Below are 18,748 nucleotides of genomic sequence, written 5' to 3' on the forward strand. Positions count from 1 at the left end.
GTCAGGCCCTACTGAAGCCGGGTAGAGCCGGGGGCGTGGTCCGCGTCGTCGGTGAACAACTCGCCCACATCCACCGGGTCGAAGTGGTAATGCAGGCCGCAGAATTCGCAGCCGATGTCCACCTGGCCCTGTTCGGCGACGATGGAGTCGATCTCTTCGCGGCCCAGGTTGCGCAGCATGCCCGCGACGCGCTCGCGTGAGCAGGTGCAGGAGAAATGCGGCCCCGTCTGCCCGATCAGGGGCTCGAAGCGGCGGATGTCTTCTTCCCAGAACAGTCGGCGCAGGATGGTGTCGACATCCAGGTTCAGCAGCTCTTCGCGGGTGAGGGTGGAGGCCAGGTGCGCGATGCGGTTGTAGTGCTCGCTCAGGCCGATCTCGTCCTCGTTGCGGCTGCCGCCCAGATTGCCTTCGCCCTGGATAGGCAAGCGCTGGATCAGCAGGCCGGCCGCGATGTCATCATCTGCGGCCAGGATCAGCTTGGTGTCGAGCTGTTCCGATTGCAGCATGTAGTGCTCCAGCACCTGGCTGAGTGCCTGCAGAGGCTCTCGCTGGTCACCGTGCAGGGGCACCACGCCCTGGTAGGGCTGCTGGCCGGGCTGGCGATCGAGTGGGTCCAGCGTGATCGCGCAGCGGCCCTTGCCGCCCACGTTCACCAGCACCTCCAGGGGCAGGTGGCCGTTGTCGGTGGCCGGTACTTCGCCCACCACCTTGGCCGTGGTGCGAAAGCCCAGGTTGGGTTGCACTTCGGCCACCGCCAGCTTCACGGGGCCATCGCCCATGATCTGCAGGATCACCGCGCCATTGAACTTGATGTTGGCCTGCATCAGCACGCCGGCCGCTGCCATCTCGCCCAGCAACTGGCGCACCGGTGGCGCAAAGGGCTCGCCGCCTTCGCGGCGGCGAAGCACTTCGCGCCAGCTGTCGGTCAGGCGCACCAGCATGCCGCGCACGGGCAGGCCTTCGAACAGGAATTTATGCAGTTCGTCGCTCATGTTCTCAATCCACGCGGACCATGTCCGTTTTGTACTCTGCGGCCTTCTGCACGTAAAGGGCCGTGCCGATCTGCATGCGCATGCGGTCAGCGTCCGTCAAAGGGCGCACGGCCTTGGCAGGCGAGCCCATGATCAGCATGCCGTCTTCGAACACCTTGCCCTCGGTGACCAGCGCGCCGGCCGCCACCAGGCAGCCCTTGCCGATCACGGCGCCGTTGAGGACCACGGCCTGGATGCCGACCAGGGCACCATCGCCGATGGTGCACCCGTGCAGCATCACCTGATGGCCGATCGTCACGTCCTGGCCGATCGTCAGGGGAAAGCCGATATCGGTGTGCAGCACCGAGCCTTCCTGTACGTTCGAGCGCGTGCCGACGCGGATGGTCTCGTTGTCGCCGCGGATGGCCACGTGCGACCACACGCTGGCACCTTCCTCCAATATCACGTGGCCGATCACGTCGGCGGAGTCTGCCACGTAGGCGCTGGCGTGCACCTCGGGCGCCTTGTCTTTGATGCGGTACAGAGCCATGTGGGGATACTCCAGGAAAGCGAGTGCGGATTGTAGGCTTGCGCCCGAAGGGCCGGGCACCCCTGGTACGCTTGGGGTTTCCAAGATTCTCCGTTTTTCTGGCGCACCGCGTGGCGGGACGCCCCAAGGCCCATGCTGATCCTGCTTTCCCCGGCCAAGAGCCTGGACTACGAAACCCCGCCGGTCACCGATCGACACACCCTTCCGCAGTTCGTGGACCAATCGGCCGCGCTGATCGAGGTGCTCAAGCCCTACACCCCAGCCCAGATCGCTTCGTTGATGGACCTCAGCGAGGCCCTGTCGCAACTCAACGTGGCGCGTTATGGGGCCTGGTCGCGCAAGTTCACCGGGGCCAACAGCAAGCAGGCCGTGCTGGCCTTCAATGGCGATGTCTACGAAGGCCTGCAGGCCGCCACGCTCAAGCAGGCCGACCTGGATTGGGCGCAGGACCATGTGGCCATCCTGAGCGGCCTGTACGGCATCCTGCGTCCGCTGGACCTCATGCAGCCTTACCGTCTGGAGATGGGCACCAGGCTGCCAAATTCAAGAGGCAAGGATCTGTACGCCTGGTGGGGGGACACGCTGGCCGAGCACCTCAACCAGGTGCTGGCCGCGCAGAAGGATGATCTGGTGGTCAACCTCGCTTCGCAGGAGTACTTCAAGGCTGTCAAGCGCAAGGCCTTGAACGCCCGGGTGGTCGACTGCGTTTTCGAGGATTGGAAGAACGGCCAGTGGAAGGTGATCAGTTTCCACGCCAAGCGTGCCAGGGGCCTCATGGCCCGCCACGCCATCCTCAAGCGCGCGGCAACACTCAAGGCGCTGAGCAGCTTCAAATCCGAGGGCTATGCCCACGTGGCAGAGGCCTCCGAGCCAGACCGCATGGTGTTCCGGCGCAAGCTGGAGGGCGCATGAGCGAGGCGGCCCAGGTCATCACCGACGACTTGCGCCAGTGGATCGCAGCGCAGGTCCATGCTGGCCATGGCGCTGATGCCGTGCTGCAGGCCATGAAGGCCAGTGGCTGGCAGGAGGGCATTGCGCTGGCCGCCCTGGAAGAGGTGATGAGCGGCCGTGTGCAGCCTTCGGGCACCGACGTGCAGGCAGCCGCCCAGGCGGCTGCTCACCTGAGCATTACCCCCTTGCCGGCGCTGGCGCCGGGTGCAGGGCACGAAATCTGGGCGGTCGACCGCACCGTCAGGGTGGTGCTCAGCCAGGAACACCCTGGGCTGGTGGTGTTTGCCGATCTGCTGTCGGCGCAGGAGTGCGCTGAGCTGAGGGCCCTGGCCGGTGATCGCCTGGCCCGATCCGAGACCGTGGTGCATGCCACGGGGGGCAGCGAAGTCAACGCCGCGCGCACCAGCGAGGGCATGTTTTTCACCCGAGGCGAGAACGAACTGGTGGCCCGCATCGAAGCCCGGTTGGCGGCTTTGCTCAACTGGCCGATCGAGAACGGTGAAGGGCTCCAGGTGCTGCGCTACGGCCCGGGGGCCGAGTACAAACCCCATTTCGATTATTTCGATCCGGCCCAGCCTGGCACGGCGGCGGTGCTTCGGCGCGGCGGCCAGCGTGTGGGTACCGTTGTGATGTACCTCAACACACCCGAGCAGGGCGGTGCCACCGTGTTCCCGGACGCAGGCCTCACGGTGCATCCGATCGAGGGGCATGCCGTGTTCTTCAGCTACAGCCAGCCCATGGCGGCCACCAAGACCCTGCATGGCGGTGCGCCGGTGGTTCAGGGTGAGAAGTGGGTGGCCACCAAATGGATGCGGCAAGGCCGTTTTGATTGAATCGCGGGGCGGTCGCTATTCAGGTTCCAGTCATATTGAAAATAGGTGCCGACGGTGTGTCAACCATGGCAAAACAGCCCGCGTTGTCATTGCACAGGCCTGCATAAGCGAGCCTGACCAAGCAACCCTTCACTTCAACACCCTGGAGTCTTGTCCATGAAAAAGCTGACCGCCGCTCTGATTGCTTCCATGTTCGCTGTTGGCGCTTTCGCCGCTGAAGCCACGACCGCTCCTTCGGCCGCCCCAGCCGCTTCCGAAGCCGCTTCGGCTCACGCCAAGAAGGCCAAGAAGGCTGCCAAGAAGGCCAAGAAGGCGGCATCAGCTGCATCCGCCGCAGCTTCGAACTGATCGATGCGGCTTGGCGGATCGAGCGTCCGCCTGCAGTAAAAAACCCGGCCTAGGCCGGGTTTTGTTTTGTTTACTTCTGTCAGCGGAAACGGCCCCGATCGCCGTTGCCAGAGCCACGGCGTGCGCCACCGCTGCCTTGCGGTGCACGGCTGCCGCCCGGCCGGCCGCCTTGGCGGGGTTGCCCTTGACCGCCAGAGGCACCCGCCCGGTCACCACCGGGCTTGCCCGAGCCGCCGTGCAGCACGCGTCGGCCCAGTTGGATGGGTTCTGGCTTGGCGTTGGGATCAGGCTCGAAGCCCTTCACGATCTCGCGCGGAATGGGGCGTTTGATCAGGCGCTCGATGTCGGACAGGAAGCCTTCTTCGTCAACGCACACCAGCGAGATGGCGCGGCCTTCGGAGCCGGCGCGGCCGGTGCGGCCGATGCGGTGCACGTAGTCCTCGGGCACATTGGGCAGTTCGAAATTGACGACATGCGGCAGTTGGTCGATGTCGATGCCGCGCGCGGCGATGTCCGTGGCCACCAGCACCTGAAGCTCACCCGTCTTGAACTCGGACAGGGCGCGCGTGCGTGCGCTCTGGCTCTTGTTGCCGTGGATGGCCATGGCGGTGATGTCCTGCTTCTGCAGGAACTCGACCAGGCGGTTGGCGCCGTGCTTCATGCGCGTGAACACCAGCACTTGTGACCACCTGTTCGAGGTGATCAGGTGGGCCAGGAGCTCCTTCTTGCGATCGCGGTCAACCGGGTGCACGCTTTGTTCGACCGTGTCGGCCGTGGCGTTGCGGCGGGCCACCTCGATGGTCTTGGGCTGGTTGAGCAGCCGCTCGGCGAGGGCCTTGATCTCGTCGGAGAAGGTGGCCGAAAACAGCAGGCTCTGCTTCTTGGGGGGCAACACGGCCAGCACGCGGCGGATGTCGTGGATGAAGCCCATGTCCAGCATGCGGTCGGCTTCGTCCAGGATGAAATATTCCACATGGCTGAGATCCAGGGTGCCTTGCTGATGGTGGTCGAGCAGGCGGCCTGGCGTGGCCACGAGAATATCCACACCACGGCGCAAGGCGTCGATCTGGGGATTCATGCCGACGCCGCCGAAAATCACCATGGATCGCAGCGGCAGGTATTTGGAATACGTGCGCACGCTTTCTTCAACCTGGGCGGCCAGTTCACGTGTGGGGGTCAGAATCAGGGCACGCACACGACGTGGCTCTTGAGGGCGGGGTTTGCCGGTCCCGGACATCAGGTGCAGCAAAGGCAAGGTAAAACCCGCGGTTTTGCCTGTGCCGGTTTGTGCGCCGGCCAGCAAATCCGTGCCGGTGAGCACGAGGGGAATGGCTTGCAACTGAATGGGCGTGGGGGTTTCGTAACCCGCTTCCGAAATGGCTTTCAGAATTGGCTCGGCCAATCCCAAACTATCGAACGACATGACTGCTGGCCTTTTTTAAAAGCAAAGGTGGGCAAAATAAGGCGACGCTAACGAATAGGTTCGGGTGTGAACAATATTCTGGTCTTCGCGCGTCTGGCTGTTGGCCCACCACACCTCAGAGCATGTCTCGGTGCGCGTTTGACTTATGTTAAACGTGTGTTTGACGCAGGCGGATTGTAGGTCCGCACAGAGGCAATTCATAGACCGGGTTTCGATGCTTCGTCCTTGGATTGAGGGTCAAATGTATCCAATTGTATCGCAATTTGTGATTTCCGTGGTTGAAACCCGTCAGTGTCGTGGGTCGGTCCCATGAATATGGGGAAGGGTTCAGAGCCCTTGAGCCCCTCTACAATCCGCCCATGACATCGACGGTTCTGGCGCGCAAGTACCGCCCTCTCAGTTTCGAGGCCATGGTGGGCCAGGGCCATGTGGTCCAGGCCCTGGCCAATGCACTCACCCAGCAAAGGCTGCACCACGCCTATCTCTTCACCGGCACACGTGGGGTGGGCAAGACGACTGTGTCGCGCATCCTGGCCAAATCACTCAATTGCACGGGCCCGGACGGGCAGGGCGGCATCACCGCCACGCCTTGTGGGCAGTGCCAGCCGTGCCGCGACATCGATTCCGGGCGCTTCGTCGACTATGTCGAGATGGACGCCGCGTCCAACCGCGGGGTCGAAGAGATCTCGCAGCTGCTCGATCAGGCAGTCTACAAACCGGTGGTGGGGCGCTTCAAGGTCTACATGATCGACGAAGTGCACATGCTCTCGAACACTGCGTTCAACGCGATGCTCAAGACGCTGGAAGAACCGCCGGATTACCTGAAGTTCGTGCTGGCCACGACCGACCCTCAGAAGGTGCCGGTTACCGTCCTGTCGCGCTGCCTGCAATTCAACCTGCGCCCGATGGCGATGCAGACCGTGCAGGAGCACCTCGAGCAGGTGCTGACGCAAGAGGCCGTGCCTTTCGAGCCCGGCGCGCTGCACCTGCTGGCGCGTGCCGCGCGGGGCTCGATGCGCGATGGCCTGTCGCTGACCGACCAGGCCATCGCCTACGGTGCCGGTCGTCTGGACGAAGCCGTGGTGCGGCAGATGCTGGGGTCCGTGGATCGCCAGCACCTGTTCACCATCCTGGACGCCGTGGTCGATGGCGATGGCCCCGCGCTGATTGACGCGGCAGACAACCTTAGGCGACTGGGGCTGTCGGCGCAGGGCACGCTGGACGACCTGGCCGCAGCGCTGCAAAACATCGCGGTGCTGCAGACCGTGCCCGGGCTGGCCGACAGTGATCCTGACAAGGCCCCCTGGCTGCCTCTGTCACGCCGGCTGGCACCTGATGAATGCCAGCTGTTCTACAGCCTGGCCCTGCATGGCCGCGCTGAGTTGGCCCTGGCGCCGGATGATCATGCCGGGCTGTTGATGGTGTTGCTGCGCTGGCTGGCATTCAAGCCCGCCGGTGACAGGGAGCGCGACCACCCAAAAGCTGAAGGCCCGGTGGCTGCAAAGCTGGCCGGGCCCTCAGTCCCGGTGCAGCCCGTGGCGGTGCGTGAAGCGCCTGGTGTTGCCGTGAGCGCCCAGGCAGCGGTGGCCACCGTTGCGCCGACGGTGCCCGCCGTGCGGAGCTCGCCGCAGCAGCCGCCTGTCCAGGCGGCTGTCGCGCCTGCGCCCAGGCCTGCCCAGGCGCCCACATCGGCGCCGGCACCGGCTGCAGCGCCTCGAGCGCCCACTCCCGATGGTGTCACCTCGCCCGACAGGGCCACGGTGCCTCGCGCCGCCACGCCTCCCCCATCGTCGCCACCCGCACCCGCACCCGCCCCGGCGGCGGCCCAGGCGCCGCGCCAGGAGCAGGTGCCCCCCTGGGATGACGACATCCCTGTGGTTGACGACGAGCCCTCCTACATGCGGGAAGTGCCTTTTGAGCACCCCGCAGAGTCGCGACCAATCGCTGCAGCCGCCAGGCAGGCGCCCCCCGCCCGCCAACCTGTGCTGGCTCCGGAAGTACCGGAACCCGCCATGGCGGCCGCGCCGCAGGCAGGACAACGCACGGTGGTGCCCGTGGTGCCGACCACGCCGCTGGGCGATCGTTGGGCCGACCTGGTGGCGCGCATGCAGCAAGATGGCTTGCTGGCCGCCCTGGTGCGCGAGCTCGCCATGCAGGCTGAGTGTGTGGACGTGCAGGAAAGCGGCGGCGCGTCGGTCTGGCGCCTGCGCGTCGAGCGCGAGACCCTGCGCGGAGACACCCAGCGTGAGCGCCTGACCGCCGCCGTGCGAAAGGTGCTGGGCGACGAGGCCAACATTGAGCTGGAGGCTGGTGTGGCCAAGGACACGCCAGCGCTGCGCGAGCAGGCCGCCCGGGCAGGCCGGCAGGCCGCCGCAGAACACCTGATCCAGCAGGATCCGCTGGTCAACACCCTGCTCGCCCAGTACCCCGGCGCCCGGATCGTGAGCGGTTCGATCGCCCCTCTCTGACATCTCCGCCGCCGCCATGGCGGACAATGACGCCATCTGAAGAACGAAAGGACGTTTCATGCTCAAAGGACAATTGGCAGGCTTGATGAAACAAGCCCAGCAAATGCAGGACAACCTCAAGAAGGCCCAGGATGAACTGGCCCTGATCGAGGTCGAAGGCCAATCCGGTGCCGGCCTGGTCAAGGTCGTGATGACCTGCAAGAACGATGTTAAGCGCGTGACCATCGACCCCAGCCTGCTGGCCGATGACAAGGACATGCTCGAAGACCTGGTGGCCGCGGCTTTCAACGATGCCGTTCGCAAGGCGGAAGCCACGTCGACCGAGAAGATGGGAAAGCTGACGGCAGGCATGCCCATGCCTCCCGGCATGAAGTTCCCGTTCTGATCGCGCCCACAACCGCATTGCTGTGACCGATCCCGTCGTCAACCGGTTGATCGAAGCCTTGCGCGTGCTGCCTGGCATCGGCCAGAAATCGGCGCAGCGCATGGCTTTCCATCTGCTGCAGCATGACCGCAATGGCGCCGTGCGCCTGGCGCAGTCGCTGCTGCAGGCTGTCGATGAGATCGGGCATTGCGAGCGCTGCCACACCTTCAGTCGCGACCGCATTTGCGCCACCTGCCTGGACCCGACCCGGGATGCGCGGATGCTGTGCGTGGTCGAGACGCCTGCCGACCAGGCCGCGCTGGAGCGCACCGGTAGCTACCGCGGCCTGTACTTCGTGTTGGCCGGGGCCTTGAGTCCGCTGGACGGCGTGGGCATGCACGACATCGGTGTGACGCGCTTGCTGGAGCGTGCCAACGATGGCGTGGTCGATGAGGTGGTACTGGCCACCAACTTCACAGCCGAAGGCGAGGTGACCGCCCATGTGCTGTCAGAGCAGCTCCGGCAGCGCGGTGTGCGCGTGACGCGCCTGGCGCGTGGCGTGCCGGTGGGCAGTGAGCTGGAATACGTGGATCTGGGCACCATCGCCCACGCATTGATGGACCGCCGCTGAGGCGGTCCGCCTGCGCCCCGCGTGGTTCAGGGGTTGAGGTTCGCAGCCACCACCCGCGCACGGGGTTGCTGGCGGCTCGCAGGCACGACACGGGCCTTGCCCTGGTTGTTGCGTGAGGCGACCTGGCGGATCTTGCCCTTGTCTGCCAACTTGGTCGATGCCACCTTGGTGCCCTTGTGTGTACGCACGCCCTTGGCGCCAGCCTTGGATGCCAGGGTCACGCGTGCCTTGCCCTTGGGCTGGTCATCGTCGCTGTCACGCGCTGCCGTGGCACGTGTCGCCTTGGCCTTGACCGGCACGTAGACGACCACGGCTTCAGCACGCTTGAAGCTCGCACCCACACGCACCTTGTTCCACTGCGCCACCTGGACCTCGCTCACCTTGTAGCGGCGGGCGATGCTGGCCACCGTGTCGCGCTTGCGGGCCTTGACGGTCATGCGGCGCATCGGGGGCAGATCAGGGGCCAGGGCCATCATGGCGTTGTCGGCCACGCTTTCGGAGACGTCCTGCTCGCGGTGCTGCGAGCGGGGCACCAGCAAAGTCGAGCCGGCCTTGACCAGCATGCGCGGCGGGATGCGGTTGATGTCGCGCAGATCGTTCTCGCTCATGCCCAGCCGCTTGGCGGCATCGCCAGGGCGCATGGTCTTGGGCACGACCCAGGCCGTCCAGGTGGCCAGGGCTCCCTTGTGGCGCGACAGGTTGTGCATGAAACTGCTGGCGTTGTCGTAGGGCAGCAGGATCTGGGGCGTGCCGGCCGCCAGGATCACCGGCTTGTTCATCGAGGGGTTGAGGGCCTGGAAATCGGCCTGGGTCAACTGGGCCAGGCGGGCGGCCAGCGTCACGTCCATGTCGCGCTGGATGGGCACACTCACGAAGTAGGGGTGGTTCTCGATGGGGCTCAGCGCCAGGCCATGGCTTTCGGGGTTGGCCACGATGTTGCGCACCGCGTGCAGCTTGGGCACGTAGTTGCGCGTTTCGGGCGGCATGTTCAGGCTGAGGTAATCCGTGGGCAGGCCGGCCTTGGTGTTGCGCGCGATGGCGCGCTGCACATTGCCTTCACCCCAGTTGTAGGCGGCCAGGGCCAGGTGCCAGTCGCCGAACATGCGGTGCAGGCGCTGCAGGTAGTCCATCGCCGCGCGGGTGGACGCGAGCACGTCGCGACGGTCGTCGCGGAACAGGTTCTGCTTGAGTTCGAAATCCTTGCCTGTTGCGGGCATGAACTGCCAGATGCCCGAAGCGCGGGCAGACGACAGGGCCTGCGGGTTGAAGGCACTTTCGATGAAGGGCAGCAGGGCCAGTTCGGTGGGCATGCCCCGGCGTTCGACCTCTTCGACCACGTGGAAGAGATAGCGGTTGGCTCGGTCGGTCATGCGCTGGACGTAGTCGGGGCGGCTGGCATACCAGCGCTCATGGTCGGCGACCAGTTCGGATTCGAGCGGGGGCAGGGTGAAGCCCTGGCGCACGCGGCCCCACAGGTCCTTGGCGGCCTCACGGTCGTCGAGGTTGAGGGTGGTCTCGGGGCGCAGCGCGTCGGTGGGCTGGCCAACAGCGTTTTTGGCCTCATCTTCATCAGTGATGGCCTGCGCGGCGGTGCTGCCCTTGATCGCATCAAGCGACAGGCTGCGCGTGATCACAGACGGGGCATTGGGTGCGCGCGCGCCGTCCACGGCCCTTGGAGGGGTGTCCGTGCCCGTACCGGCCAGTGCCAGCCGGGAGGCGCGCTCGGCGTTGCCGCTGGCGGTCGGTGCATCGGACAGGGTGCTGGCGGCATCGTTCCGGGCGAAGGGCAGGTCGATCGAACTGCAGGCAGTCAGGAGAAGGAAGGAGGAGAAAGTGAGCAGGTTGCAGGCCGTTCGGCCCAGGGATGGGAGGGTGTGCAGGATGCTCATGCTGGGTAATGGTTCTTCCACTGACGCAAGGTGGTGAAGACCGACAGGGCGGAGGCGTCGGGCGCGCCTTGCTTCAGGGCTTGCGCCACCACCGTCGGCTGGCGGTAGCGCAGGAAAGGGTTGATCTGCCGTTCACGGCCCACCTGGGTGGGCAGCGTGAACTCGCCGCGCGCGCGCAGGGCCAGGCTTTGATTCAAAGCTTCGGCCACATCCGGGTTGCCGGGATCGGCAGCGCTGGCAAATCGCAGGTTCGACACGGTGTATTCGTGGGTTGGGCACAGCCACGTATCTGCTGGCAGAGCAGCCAGCCGATCCAGGGAGTGCAGCAACTGCGCTGCGGTGCCATCGAAAAGGCGCCCGCATCCGGCAGAAAACAAGGTATCCCCACAGAATACCAGTGTCTGGGGCCACGGCATACCCTGGGCTGGTAGCGCGAGGTAACTGACATGGCCCGCGGTGTGGCCCGGCGTGTCCCATGTCTCGAACTGCAGGTCCAGGGCTTCGAAGCGGTCGCCCTCGCCGACAGGGATGTCGAGGCCGTCGATCGCTTCGTGCCGGGGTCCGTAGACGGGGCCTTGCAACACCGGACGCAAGGCAGCAAGGCCGCCCGTGTGATCGAGGTGGCGATGGGTCACTAGAATGGCGGCCAGCGACAGCTGATGGTCTTGCAGGGCCTGCAGCACAGGCGTGGCGTCACCTGGGTCGACCACGAGGGCCTGGCGGCCGTCGCTGATCATCCAGATGTAGTTGTCGGTGAAGGCGGGCAGGGCAAGCAGTTTCATGACGAAAGTCGATCCGATTATAGAGTTGCACCCCTGGTTGGCTTTGCCGGCCGGCAGAGCCCTGCTCGAATGGGAGCAGGCTCAGATGGATCGATTGGTGGCCGATGTGTTCGGCTTTCATGCCCTGCAGCTCGGGCTGCCGGAGATGGAGACGCTGCGTGCCAACCGCATGCAGCATCGCTGGCTGGCCTTGGACACGGCCTACCAGGGCTGGACGCCTCCTCTTGAAGCGCCCGACCCGGGGCTGGTGCTGGAGCGCGCTCAGGACATCATCGTGCCAGACCCCACTGAGCTGCCGCCGATGAGCGGGGTGCATCTGCGCTGCGATTTCGAATCGCTGCCTTTCCCGAGCAACAGCCTGGATTTGGTCGTTCTGCCGCATGCACTGGAGCTGGCTCGAGACCCGCACGACACGCTTCGCGAGGTCGAGCGGGTGCTGGTGCCCGATGGCCGTGTGGTGATCGCCGGATTCAATCCGGCCAGCCTGTGGGGCCTGCGCCAGCGCATGGGGCATTGGGGCATGGGCCGCACGATGGTGCTGCCGCAGGGCGAGTTCATCGCCTACTGGCGCTTGCGCGACTGGTTGCGCCTGCTGGACCTGGAGGTGGAGGGCGGCAGCTTCGGTTGCTACCGGCCCATGCTGCGAAACGAGACCTGGTGGTCGCGCTTCCAGTGGATGGAGTCTGCCGGCGAGCGCTGGTGGCCGGTTCTGGGTGCCGTGTATTTCGTGGTGGCGGTCAAGCGCGTGCGTGGCATGCGCCTGGTGGGCAAGCTCAAGCGGGCCAAGGTGGCTCCGCAGGCGGCGCCGGCCGTGGTGGCCAACCGCCATGTTCAATCGGTGGGTGCGCAGGCACCCGCCACTCAAGTGGATTCGAAGTGATGAGTGATGCGGTATCGCCCAAGGTGGTGGTCTACACGGACGGGGCCTGCAAGGGCAACCCGGGGCCGGGTGGATGGGGCGTGTGGATGGTGAGCGGCACCCACGAAAAGGAAATGTGGGGCGGCGAAGACGGCACCACCAACAACCGCATGGAACTCACAGCCGTGATCCAGGCGCTGAGTGTGCTCAAGAAGCCGTGCGATGTCATCGTCTACACGGACAGCGAGTACGTGCGCAAGGGCATCACGGAATGGATCAACGGCTGGAAGCGCCGTGGCTGGAAGACGGCCGACAACAAGCCCGTAAAGAACGCCGAGCTGTGGCAGCAACTGGAGGCAGCCGCGTCACGCCACAAGGTGGATTGGCGCTGGGTGAAGGGCCATGCGGGAGACCCGGGCAACGAGCGGGCCGATGCGCTGGCCAACCGCGGCGTGCACGACGCGTCGGCCTGACGAGGATCGAAGCCGGCCGCGCTTGATCCTTACAGGATCAGGGCCATCGTGAGCCGGTCGCTGTAGCGGACCTGGCCTGCGCCATCGACCAGGCGCACAGCGTGCGGCACGGTGCCGCAGGCCTTGAAGCCCGCGCGTTCGTAGAGGCGGATGGCGTCCGGGGTGCCGGTGCTCACGCGCAGCGTGATCAATTCCAGGCCCACGGCCTTTCGGGCGTGAGCCAGGCATTCCTTGACCAAGCTCATGCCGATGCCCTTGCCGCAGTGGCGCGGCTTGACCAGCATGCTGTTGAGCTCGGCGCTGTGGCGCAGCTTGGGAAGGCTGTGGCGCTCCAGGCCGATCATGCCGACCATTTCCTGGCCCAGCCAGGCACCGATCAGGAAGGTGCCGCCAAGCGGCTCGTACAGGCCCAGTCGGCCGATGTAGCTTTCGGGCGGGCGGGCCTGTTCGCCTTCGATGTCGGCATCGAAGGCCTCGGGATGCAGGCGCAGGCCTTCATCGCGCAGTGATTTGAACGAACTCAGTTCTGCGGGCGTGACACGCGCCACGCGGAGCCCCTCATTGCCATGGCGTTCCATGCAGTGTCTCCGGGGTATTGATGTTGATGAAATCTGCCGGGCGCTCGAAGCATACGCCGATCCATGCGCAGGCGCGTACCCATTCACCCACGCGACGCTCACCTTGGTGGAGCATGTCCTGCAAGATGGGTTGCGTGTCGCGGTGGGCCAGCACGGTGGTCCAGTGATGGCGGGGCTCCCCGGTGACCGCATCGGTGCTGCAAGGCACAGCGATGAGCGCCTGGGCCGCCTGGGCCGCCTGCCAGAGACGCGCCACCAGGGTGGCCGGCAGCGCCGGGCTGTCACAGGGGCTGAACTGGAGCCAGTCGGCGGTGGTGTGGCGCAGTCCGGTCAGCATGCCCGAGAGCGGGCCGGCTTTGGACGGTAGATCGGCGTCGTCCGGCATCACGGGCCAGCCCCATGCGGCGTACTGGTCGAGGTGCCGGTTGGCATTGAGGGTGAGGCGGCGAACCTGGGGTGCCAGGGCACGCGCGGCATGCAGGGCCAGGGGCTGGGCCTGCCAGGCCAGCAGCCCCTTGTCCTGGCCCCCCATGCGCCGGCCTTCACCGCCGCACAAGAGCCAGCCGTCGACCGGGAGATCCATGCCGCCTTCAGCCACCGATGTAGCTCATCTCGATGCGTCGGGCAGCGTCAGCTGGTGGCTCGGCGTGCGAGTGCATGGTGCCTGCCGAGGCGGTGGTGCCGCGCAGGGCCGAATAGCGGTCTTGGCGCTGCTGCCACAGGGCGTGCAGCCGGGCGCGCAGGGTGTCGTCGTCATCGCCGGCCCGCAAGGCGGCGCGCAGATCGTGGCCCTGGTGGGCGAACAGGCAGGTGTACAGGCGCCCGTCGGTGGACAGGCGCAGGCGGTTGCAATCGCCGCAGAAGGCCTGCGTGACGCTGGAGATGAAGCCGATGGTGCCCGCCCCGTCCGAGTAAGCCTCGCGCCTAGCCGTTTCGCCAGTCTGCGCGGCCGGCAGCGCCTGGAGCGGGAAATGCTCGGCAATGCGCTCACGGACCTGCTCGGAGGGCAGCACCTGGTCCATCTGCCAGCCGTTGCTGGCGCCCACATCCATGTATTCGATGAAGCGCAGCTCGATGCTGCTGTGCCGAAAGTGGCGCGCCATGGGCACGATCTGGTCTTCGTTGACGCCGCGCTGCACCACCATGTTGACCTTGATGGGGCCCAGCCCGGCCTTCTGCGCCGCCTCGATGCCGTGCAGCACCTGGCGAACCGACACGCCGGCATCGTTCATGCGCTGGAAGATCGTGTCGTCCAGTGCGTCCAGGCTGATGGTGACGCGGTGCAGGCCGGCGGCCTTGAGTGCGGCAGCCTTGTCGGCCAGCAGCGAGGCGTTGGTGGTGAGCGTGAGTTCGACCGGGGTGCCTTCGGGTGTCTGCAGCGGGGCAAGCGAAGCCACCAACTGGTCGAGTTGCTTGCGCATCAGCGGCTCGCCGCCGGTGAGCCGAAGCTTGCGCACGCCCAGTGACACCATCAGGCGGCTGGCGCGCTCGATCTCTTCGAAGCTCAGCAGGGCCTGATGCGGCAGGAAGCGGTGGCCGGGGCCGTATACGGAGCGCGGCATGCAGTAGCCGCAGCGGAAGTTGCATCGGTCCGTGACAGAGATGCGCAGGTCGCGCAGCGGACGATGGAGTAGATCGAGTGGCGCCTGGACGCCTGAAGGCAGGGGGCTGGCGATGGCCAAAGGCAGCGGCAGCACCGCCCCGGACGCAGGGGCCGGGGGGCTTTCTTGTTTCAGAGGAATGAAACGGGCCTCACGCATGGGCGGAATTGTCGCCCAACTTGGCATGCGGGCATCCACAGGAGGTTTTTGCCTGTGCACTGGCGTGAACAGTTGGCAGTCAAGGGCGCCGTGCGTACGAGAAGCGTTCGGGGGGCTGAAGCAGCCCGGACACCGTCAAGGCGCGGCGTCTGCGTTGGCGCGTTGCAGCAGGGTGCTGGCGGACACCTGGCTGGCCGTCAGTGTGGGTACACGGCGGGCGCCGTCGAAACGCTGCTGCCAGTAGGCGATGCGCATGTCTTCGATGCGCACGGCACCACCCGCGCGGGGCGAATGGATGAACTTGTTGTCGCCGATGTAGATGCCGACGTGCGAGAAGGTGTGGCGCAGGGTGTTGAAGAACACCAGATCGCCTGGCTTGAGTTCGGCCTGCCGGACCTGCTCCAGTCCGGGCATGGCCGCTTGTTCGGCGGCGCGGCGCGGCAGGATCATGCCGATGCTGCGTTCGAACACATGGCGGGTGAAGCCGCTGCAGTCGAAACCTTCGCTCTTGGAGTCTCCGCCGCGCCGGTAGGGCACGCCCAGGAAGTCCATGGCGGAGATGACGAGGTCGGAGGCCAGGTCCGTGGCCTTGTCGCGCACCTGCTGGGCCAGCTCGGAAACAGGGCGGGTGTTCAGCAGGCCCTTGTCGGCCAGGAAGCGGGACACTGGGTCGCCGGCCTCTTCGCGAGCGGCTGGTGTGCCGCTGGGTGTCGTGGCGGCGGCACCTGCTTCAAGGATCTGGGCGGGGTTGGCCTGCGCCTGGACGTCGCGCGCACCAGCTGCCAGACCGAGAACGGCCAGCAGGGTTGCCAACGAAAGGGACTTGACGCGAGAGGCCACCTCTTGGCCGGGGCGTCGTCCCGTACTCCAGAACATGAAACGCATGGGGCGCAAGAGTAGGGGAGATCCTACAAGGCGTCAACCCGCAAAAGTGGCCGAAATCAAGGGGTTAACCCCGTTTCTTGAGATTTCGGTGATCCATCACCCTTGTTGCAGTAGTTGCAGAGATTCGCTTAAGTTCAGCCATTTGGCCTCCAACTCGTCGATTTCTTCGCCCAACTGCTTCATTTTGCGTCCCAGTTCGCTGCGGTCGGCGGCGCTCAGCTTGGGGCTGGCCAGATCGGTGCTGATCTGGTCTTTTTCGGCGGTGGCGGCCTCCATGCGCTGCTCCACGCGGGTCAATTCGGCCTTGATGGGCTTGGCCTGGGCGGCGAGTTCGCGGGCCGCACCGGCCTGGGCCTTGCGTTCGTCCTTGCGGTTGCTCGCTGGTGAAGGCGCTGCAGCTGGTGTCGGGGCCTGCACCATCTGCGGCAAGAGAGCGGGCGCCGAGGCAGATTGCTTCGATGCTGCCTTGGCGGCGGCCGCCTGCAGCCGTGATTGCTCCAACAGCCATTTCTGGTAGTCGTCCAGGTCACCGTCGAATTCGCTGACCCCACCCTTGGTGACCAGCCAGAATTCGTCGCAGACCTCGCGCAGCAAGGCGCGGTCATGGCTGACCAGCATCAGTGTGCCCTCGAAGCCGTTGAGCGCCATGCTCAGGGCCTCGCGGGTGGTCAGGTCCAGGTGGTTCGTGGGTTCATCGAGCAGCAGCAGGTTGGGGCGTTGCCACACCAGCAGGGCCAGCACCAGGCGGGCTTTCTCTCCGCCGCTCATCAGGCCCACGGGCTGGTTGACCATGTCGCCCACAAAGCGGAAGCTGCCCAGGAAGTCGCGCAGCTCCTGCTCGCGCCCGGCCGGGCCCACGTCGCGCGCCAGTCGCACCATGTGCATCAGGGGGCCGTCGTCCAGCTGCAGCACGTCCAGCTCCTGCTGGGCGAAGTAGCCGATGCTCAGGCCCTTGCCTTCGGTGACCTCACCGGAGATCAGTGGCTGCATGTGGGCCAGGGTCTTGACCAGCGTGGACTTGCCCTGGCCGTTGGCACCCAGGATGCCGATGCGCTGGCCGGGCATCACCGAGCGGTTGATGTTCTGGACGATGACGACATCGCCTTCTGGGTTCTTGTAGCCGCACTGCAGATCCTTGAGCGCCATCATCGGATTGGGCAGGCTCAGGGGCTCCTTGAACTCGAACTGGAAATCGCTGGCCGTGAGCACGGGGCCGAGCTTTTCCATGCGTTCCAGGGCCTTCACGCGGCTTTGCGCCTGCTTGGCCTTGGAAGCCTTGGCCTTGAAGCGGGCGATGAACTTGTTCAGGTGGGCGATGCGGTCCTGCTGTTTGGAATAGGCTGCTGCCGCCTGGCTCATCCGCTCGGCACGCATGAACTCGAAGGCCGTGTAGCCGCCGGTGTAGCGCGTGAGCTTGGCCTCGTCCAGGTGCAGGGTGACCTTGGTGATGGCGTCGAGGAATTCGCGGTCGTGGCTGATGACGATCATCGTGCCTTCGTAGCGCTGCAGCCAGGCCTCCAGCCAGACCAGGGCGTCCAGGTCCAGGTGGTTGGTGGGTTCGTCGAGCAGCAGCAGCTGCGAAGGACACATCAGCGCGCGCGCCAGTTGCAGGCGCATGCGCCAGCCGCCGGAGAAGCTGTTGACCGGCGCGGTGATCTGGTCGCCCTTGAAACCCAGGCCCATCAACAGGGCTTGCGCGCGTGCGGGGGCATCGAAATCGCCGGCATCGGCCAGCATGGCATAGGCATCGCCGATGGCGTGTCCATCATCGTCTGCTTCGGCCTTGACCAGGGCGGCGCGTGCCAGCATCAGGCGTGCGTCGCCTTGCAGCACGAAGTCGGTGGCGGACTCTTCGGTCTCGGGCATGTCCTGGGCCACTTCGGCCCAGCCGCCGGGCGCCATCCACGCGGCAGGGATCTCCATGTCGCCGGCATCGAGTTGCAGGCGGCCGGCAATGAGCGAGAACAGCGAGGACTTGCCGGCACCGTTGCGGCCGATCAGGCCGACCTTCTCTCCGGGGTGCAGGGTGGCGCTGGCGCCGTCGAGCACGACCTTGGTGCCGCGACGGAGCGTGATGTTGCGCAGGGTGATCATGAGGTCTTCAAACTTCCAGGGCTTCGCGGGTGATCAGCAGCAGCTGATCGGTGCCGGACGAGGTATCGAGCCAGACCACGGGCAGGTCGGCAAAGGCGTTTTCGAAGTGCTCGCGCTCATTGCCGATTTCCAGCACGAGCACGCCGTCTTCATTCAGGTAGCGGGACGGGTCGGCACGCAGGGCAGCGATCAGGGCGCGGCAAAAGTCCATGCCGTCGTCGCCTGATCCGAGGGCCATGGCCGGCTCGGCCTGGTACTCGGCCGGCAGTGTCGCCATGGAGCGGGCATTGACGTAGGGCGGGTTGCACAGGATCAGGTCGTAGGGGCCGCGGGCGGGTTGCAGGCCGTCGCCTTCAATCAGGGTGATGCGGTCAGCAAGCTGGTGCTTGTCCACATTGATGCGAGCCACGGCCAGGGCATCGGCACTCAGGTCGATCGCATCGACCACCACCTCGGGGAAGGCCAACGCGGCCAGAACGGCCAGGCTGCCGTTGCCGGTGCACAGGTCCAGCACGCGGTGGGTGCGGTCGCTGAGCCACCCGTCGATGCTGCCGTCGGCCAGCACCTCGGCGATGAAGGAGCGCGGTACGATGGCGCGCTCATCGACATAGAAGGGCACGCCCTGCAGCCAGGCTTCCTTGGTGAGGTAGGCGGCGGGCTGGCGGGTGGCGATGCGCTGTTCGATCAGGGCGCGGGCCTTGTCGGACTGCTCCGGCGTGAGGGGCTGTGGTGCGGCGCTGTCCAGATCGTCCAGGGGCAGGCTGAGCGACCACAACACCAGCCAGGCGGCCTCGTCAAAGGCGGTGGCTGTGCCATGCCCGAAAGCAACACCCGCCTCGGTGAGGCGGGCGGCGCTGGATTCGATCAGTTCAAGAACCGTGTGGGGCAT

Annotated in this window: 19 protein-coding genes; 8 read left to right on the forward strand and 11 right to left on the reverse strand. The window is 65.8% G+C overall.

The window, feature by feature from the left end; genetic code table 11:
* Positions 1–8: 8 nt before the first annotated feature.
* Positions 9–992 carry an Hsp33 family molecular chaperone HslO gene (gene hslO, locus EIP75_RS04245; protein ID WP_125241995.1) on the reverse strand — a complete coding sequence of 328 codons (984 nt, stop codon included), beginning with the start codon at positions 990–992 and terminating at the stop codon, positions 9–11.
* Between the two features lie 4 nt (positions 993–996).
* Complete coding sequence (locus EIP75_RS04250; RefSeq protein WP_125241996.1) at positions 997–1,521, reverse strand: gamma carbonic anhydrase family protein; 525 nt, start codon at positions 1,519–1,521, stop codon at positions 997–999.
* Between the two features lie 132 nt (positions 1,522–1,653).
* Between EIP75_RS04250 and yaaA the strand changes: the two genes are divergently transcribed.
* The 3 genes from yaaA to EIP75_RS04265 all read left to right on the forward strand — a co-directional run bounded on the left by yaaA (position 1,654) and on the right by EIP75_RS04265 (position 3,653).
* Complete coding sequence (gene yaaA, locus EIP75_RS04255) at positions 1,654–2,433, forward strand: peroxide stress protein YaaA (RefSeq protein ID WP_125241997.1); 780 nt, start codon at positions 1,654–1,656, stop codon at positions 2,431–2,433.
* The gene (locus EIP75_RS04260) at positions 2,430–3,305 is read left to right on the forward strand and encodes a 2OG-Fe(II) oxygenase (protein ID WP_125241998.1); all 876 of its coding nucleotides are present in this window, start codon (positions 2,430–2,432) and stop codon (positions 3,303–3,305) included. The genes yaaA and EIP75_RS04260 overlap by 4 nt, the downstream gene beginning before the upstream one ends.
* Positions 3,306–3,461: 156 nt before the next feature.
* Entirely contained in the window at positions 3,462–3,653 is a 192-nt protein-coding gene (locus tag EIP75_RS04265) for a hypothetical protein (RefSeq protein ID WP_125241999.1), read from the forward strand.
* Positions 3,654–3,732: 79 nt separating this feature from the next.
* On the opposite strand, the gene EIP75_RS04270 is transcribed toward EIP75_RS04265, so the two are convergent.
* Positions 3,733–5,076 (reverse strand): DEAD/DEAH box helicase, encoded by a 1,344-nt coding sequence (locus EIP75_RS04270; protein ID WP_125242000.1) that lies wholly within the window; start codon positions 5,074–5,076, stop codon positions 3,733–3,735.
* Between the two features lie 359 nt (positions 5,077–5,435).
* Here EIP75_RS04270 and dnaX point away from each other — a divergent pair, with 359 nt between their 5' ends.
* From dnaX to recR, 3 genes are read left to right on the forward strand one after another with little or no spacing between them, the layout of a single operon-like run.
* Positions 5,436–7,544 carry a DNA polymerase III subunit gamma/tau gene (gene dnaX, locus EIP75_RS04275; protein ID WP_125242001.1) on the forward strand — a complete coding sequence of 703 codons (2,109 nt, stop codon included), beginning with the start codon at positions 5,436–5,438 and terminating at the stop codon, positions 7,542–7,544.
* 58 nt (positions 7,545–7,602) lie between these two features.
* Complete coding sequence (locus EIP75_RS04280) at positions 7,603–7,929, forward strand: YbaB/EbfC family nucleoid-associated protein (protein WP_125242002.1); 327 nt, start codon at positions 7,603–7,605, stop codon at positions 7,927–7,929.
* Between the two features lie 22 nt (positions 7,930–7,951).
* Positions 7,952–8,539 (forward strand): recombination mediator RecR, encoded by a 588-nt coding sequence (recR, locus tag EIP75_RS04285; protein WP_125242003.1) that lies wholly within the window; start codon positions 7,952–7,954, stop codon positions 8,537–8,539.
* Positions 8,540–8,565: 26 nt separating this feature from the next.
* On the opposite strand, the gene EIP75_RS04290 is transcribed toward recR, so the two are convergent.
* Positions 8,566–10,428 carry a transglycosylase SLT domain-containing protein gene (locus tag EIP75_RS04290; protein ID WP_125242004.1) on the reverse strand — a complete coding sequence of 621 codons (1,863 nt, stop codon included), beginning with the start codon at positions 10,426–10,428 and terminating at the stop codon, positions 8,566–8,568.
* Positions 10,425–11,210 carry a hydroxyacylglutathione hydrolase gene (gene gloB / locus EIP75_RS04295; protein WP_125242005.1) on the reverse strand — a complete coding sequence of 262 codons (786 nt, stop codon included), beginning with the start codon at positions 11,208–11,210 and terminating at the stop codon, positions 10,425–10,427. The genes EIP75_RS04290 and gloB overlap by 4 nt, the downstream gene beginning before the upstream one ends.
* Here gloB and EIP75_RS04300 point away from each other — a divergent pair.
* On the forward strand, positions 11,209–12,090 hold the full coding sequence (locus EIP75_RS04300; RefSeq protein WP_125242006.1) for a class I SAM-dependent methyltransferase: 882 nt from the start codon (positions 11,209–11,211) through the stop codon (positions 12,088–12,090). The genes gloB and EIP75_RS04300 overlap by 2 nt on opposite strands.
* Complete coding sequence (rnhA, locus tag EIP75_RS04305) at positions 12,090–12,542, forward strand: ribonuclease HI (protein ID WP_125242007.1); 453 nt, start codon at positions 12,090–12,092, stop codon at positions 12,540–12,542. Before EIP75_RS04300 ends, rnhA begins: the two co-directional genes overlap by 1 nt.
* A gap of 29 nt (positions 12,543–12,571) precedes the next feature.
* On the opposite strand, the gene EIP75_RS04310 is transcribed toward rnhA, so the two are convergent.
* From EIP75_RS04310 to prmB, 6 genes are all read right to left on the reverse strand, one after another.
* Complete coding sequence (locus EIP75_RS04310) at positions 12,572–13,120, reverse strand: GNAT family N-acetyltransferase (RefSeq protein ID WP_125242008.1); 549 nt, start codon at positions 13,118–13,120, stop codon at positions 12,572–12,574.
* The gene (gene mobA / locus EIP75_RS04315) at positions 13,101–13,703 is read right to left on the reverse strand and encodes a molybdenum cofactor guanylyltransferase MobA (RefSeq protein ID WP_125242009.1); all 603 of its coding nucleotides are present in this window, start codon (positions 13,701–13,703) and stop codon (positions 13,101–13,103) included. Before mobA ends, EIP75_RS04310 begins: the two co-directional genes overlap by 20 nt.
* 7 nt (positions 13,704–13,710) lie before the next feature.
* Positions 13,711–14,880 (reverse strand): GTP 3',8-cyclase MoaA, encoded by a 1,170-nt coding sequence (gene moaA / locus EIP75_RS04320; protein WP_125242010.1) that lies wholly within the window; start codon positions 14,878–14,880, stop codon positions 13,711–13,713.
* A 135-nt stretch (positions 14,881–15,015) separates the two neighbouring features.
* Complete coding sequence (locus EIP75_RS04325; protein WP_338014900.1) at positions 15,016–15,765, reverse strand: C40 family peptidase; 750 nt, start codon at positions 15,763–15,765, stop codon at positions 15,016–15,018.
* Positions 15,766–15,861: 96 nt separating this feature from the next.
* Positions 15,862–17,859, reverse strand: a complete 1,998-nt coding sequence (locus EIP75_RS04330; RefSeq protein WP_125242011.1) for an ABC-F family ATP-binding cassette domain-containing protein — start codon at positions 17,857–17,859, stop codon at positions 15,862–15,864.
* Between the two features lie 7 nt (positions 17,860–17,866).
* On the reverse strand, positions 17,867–18,748 hold the full coding sequence (prmB, locus tag EIP75_RS04335; protein ID WP_125242237.1) for a 50S ribosomal protein L3 N(5)-glutamine methyltransferase: 882 nt from the start codon (positions 18,746–18,748) through the stop codon (positions 17,867–17,869).

Origin of the sequence: Aquabacterium soli, assembly GCF_003933735.1 — a bacterium.
Taxonomy (GTDB): Bacteria; Pseudomonadota; Gammaproteobacteria; order Burkholderiales; family Burkholderiaceae_C; genus Aquabacterium; species Aquabacterium soli.